Source organism: Psychrobacter sp. FME13 (genome assembly GCF_014861395.1).
In the GTDB taxonomy this organism is placed as follows: Bacteria; Pseudomonadota; Gammaproteobacteria; order Pseudomonadales; family Moraxellaceae; genus Psychrobacter.
On sequence record NZ_RRYV01000232.1, the window covers coordinates 1 to 3,125 of the forward strand.

Below are 3,125 nucleotides of genomic sequence, written 5' to 3' on the forward strand. Positions count from 1 at the left end.
AATGGGTCGATTGGTTTAACAAAACTCGCATTCATAGTACGATTGGCTATGTGTCGCCTTTTGAGTTTGAGAGACGATACTATGATAGTTTTATTGAGTCAGACAAAGCTGCCTGACTCAAGCAATCAAGTCTCCGATATAGTCGGGGCGGTTCAATTAACTGCAAACGTGTGTTTGTCCTTGATTGCTGTACAGCTATAAATTCGGCGATTATGTACATATTTTTTTCAGACAACCAATGAATGTTCTGCTCTTCAACTATTTTTTTAATTAACGGAGCTGCTTGATCTTCATATATACCAAGAACAGGCTCCAAACTTATTGAATCAGGATGATCTACAAAGTTATAAAATGAATTCATTGTGGTTGCATTAAATACAGTTTGTTCAAAGCGTTTTTCATTTAATTTATCGAAAGTAAACAACCTATTTCTCTTGCCACCTGTCTCAAAACTAAACTTATCCAATAAAAATCGGGGTACGGTATGCTGCTTCTTAACATCAGTAGTCATTTTCAAAGTTTTATCCCTTAGTGTATTAAAATTAAACAATTATTTAGCGTTCTATATTTTTATTAAAAAGCATGCTGCATAAGAAAACCGTATCGCAAATCCTATCTAGAATAGTTGATATTGAGTTCGAGAAGCTGAAATTCTATACACTCAGAAGTATATAGGTACTGCAACAGCCTAATATTCAAGTTTTACTAGGAAACACTTTTGTTCCCATAAGAGACGTTATAACAAATGATGTTGGGCAGAAGACGTCACGGTATCTGTTGCGATAAAGTATGGGTAGCTTATCGATAATAATTTTTCAATAATACAGCCTAATTCTGAGCTGTGTTATAATTCGTCATTATATGATTGGCATATTGTTGCCATTATTGCCCATTTATCTTTTATACATTAAGACTCTTCTATGTCCAAAACTCCGTTTGACGCTCAATCTATTTCTAGCAGCCTACGTGCTGTTAAACACCAACCGCGTAAGCGCTTTGGTCAAAATTTCTTGCATGATGGCAGCGTCATTCGCGAAATCGTTGAAAGTATTCGTCTAGAGCGTGATGACAACCTAATCGAGATTGGACCAGGAATGGGCGCGTTAACCGAGCCGTTATTGGCAGAAGTCGACGCGATGACCGTAGTAGAGTTAGATCGTGATTTGGCAGACAGTTTGCGTATTCGTATTGGTGCCAACAGCCATCCGAATTTTGAGATTATTAAAGACAACGCGATGCATGTAGACTATCGTGAGCTGTATAGTCCTGAGCGCGGCAAGCTACGTGTGGTCGGCAACCTGCCATATAATATCTCTACCCCGATACTTTTCCATCTACTCAGCTATGCTGATGTGATTCAAGACATGCATTTTATGTTGCAAAAAGAAGTGGTCGAGCGCATCACGGCTGATGTGGGCAGCAAAACTTATGGTCGCTTATCAGTCATTATGCAATACCATTGTGACACAGATTATCTATTGACCGTACCACGCGGTGCTTTTAATCCACCGCCAAAAGTCACCAGTGCTGTATTTCGTTTGACGCCACATATCAACAAACCAATCGTAGCGGAAGATGAAGAATACTTTGCGATTGTCGTACGCGAAACTTTCAACCATCGCCGCAAGACGCTACGTGCTATCTTCAAAAAATCAGCGTTATTACCAACACTGAGTGAAGACGATTTTGCAGCTTGCGGTATCGATCCGCAGGCACGCCCTGAAGTCTTAAGTGTGAAAGATTTTGTCAATTTGAGCAATCAGGCGCGCAACGTAGAAGGTTGATTTAACTTTTTGTTGATTGACTCGCAGCCGATCATTTCTCAATAGTATTCACATAAAACGATTCATGCTAAGAGCACTCACTTAAGAGTGCCCTTATATCAATTCATATCTAAAAAGTATAGAGGTACCATGAGTTTTCGCCACCAGTATGTCATTGGAGACCTGCAAGGTTGCTATGCTGCTTATCTTAAGTTGCTAGAAACTTTAGATTTTGATCCAGCACAAGATAAATTGTGGTTTGCAGGTGACTTGGTAGCGCGTGGTGAGGATTCATTGAGTGTTTTACGTGATGTTAAAGTACTCTGTGAACAAGGATCGGCAGCGACAGTCCTTGGTAATCATGATATTAATTTGATTGCTGTTTGGCGCGGTGCAGCAAAACTCAAAAAGAAAGATAAGACCGCACCAATTTTTGCTGCTGATGATTGTGATGAGTTGCTTGAATGGCTACGTCATCAGCCGCTACTGGCCTATCCTGATGAACAAACAGTACTGGTGCATGCTGGTATTCCACCGCATTGGAGTATCGATGAAGCAGCAGGCTATGCACAACAAGTAGAATCGCAATTACAAAGCAGGCTGTGGCAGCTCGATCGATTATTACCAAATTTATATAGCAAGTCAGCTGATGATTGGCAGCCAAATATCAATGGCTTTACTAAAATGCGCGCCATCACTAACTATTTTACGCGTATGCGTCTATGTAAACAGGATGGCACGCTTGAGTTTGGCTTTTCAGCAGGGTTAGATGAACCTATGCCTGAGGATTTCTTGCCTTGGTTTGAGTGGCAAGTACCGCGTACGCGCAAGATATTATTTGGTCATTGGGCTGCGCTAAAAGGTGAGGTTGATTTGCCACATGCACGTGCACTCGACGGTGGCTGTGTGTGGGGCAATTGTCTATTGGCTTATAGATTGGGTGACGGTCAGGTAATAGCGTCAAGCGCGCAGTGTCCGAGTTCATAATGAGGGTTGTAACTGAAAGTGGTATGTAAGATTAGATAAGTGGTTTGTTTAAAGCAGTTCTGAAAATAGAGTCTGTTTTGAGTGGTTCTTTAAATCAATTAAGGGGCTTGTTCGGCGGTTTCCTTGGGGTATACCCTAATTTACGATCCTTACTTCAAATCAATAAGTATAAAAAAAGATTTACTGATAATTTTTATACTTAGATTAACACACCAAGTGCAACGCTAATTAATATTATAGAACGCCTGCATAGGCGTCTTAAACCCTAATCGTTTTCTTGGTCTGTTGTTTAATTTGTTCTCAATGTCCTGCATCTCATCATCAGAGACTTGTCTAAAGTCACAACCCTTAGGCAAGTACTCTCTGATAAGGCCG

The 3,125-nt window shown here is 40.5% G+C and carries 4 protein-coding genes and 1 pseudogene; 3 read left to right on the top strand and 2 right to left on the bottom strand.

Annotated features, from left to right (window positions below; genetic code table 11):
• The coding region (locus EI164_RS17535; RefSeq protein ID WP_413038468.1) for an IS3 family transposase at nucleotides 1-116 on the top strand (116 nt) is incomplete at its 5' end.
• Here the strand turns inward: EI164_RS17535 and EI164_RS15340 are convergent.
• Nucleotides 80-511 (bottom strand): DUF4238 domain-containing protein, encoded by a 432-nt coding sequence (locus EI164_RS15340; protein WP_225739346.1) that lies wholly within the window; start codon nucleotides 509-511, stop codon nucleotides 80-82. The two genes, EI164_RS17535 and EI164_RS15340, sit on opposite strands and share 37 nt — an antisense overlap.
• A gap of 409 nt (nucleotides 512-920) precedes the next feature.
• Between EI164_RS15340 and rsmA the strand changes: the two genes are divergently transcribed.
• Together rsmA and EI164_RS15350 are read left to right on the top strand one after the other, a co-directional pair.
• Nucleotides 921-1,784, top strand: coding sequence for a 16S rRNA (adenine(1518)-N(6)/adenine(1519)-N(6))-dimethyltransferase RsmA (gene rsmA / locus EI164_RS15345; protein ID WP_192520823.1), 864 nt, complete (start codon nucleotides 921-923; stop codon nucleotides 1,782-1,784).
• Nucleotides 1,785-1,913: 129 nt separating this feature from the next.
• Entirely contained in the window at nucleotides 1,914-2,750 is an 837-nt protein-coding gene (locus EI164_RS15350; protein ID WP_192520825.1) for a symmetrical bis(5'-nucleosyl)-tetraphosphatase, read from the top strand.
• A 224-nt stretch (nucleotides 2,751-2,974) separates the two neighbouring features.
• Here the strand turns inward: EI164_RS15350 and EI164_RS17215 are convergent.
• Nucleotides 2,975-3,125, bottom strand: a pseudogene (locus tag EI164_RS17215) (IS30 family transposase); the annotation flags it as partial.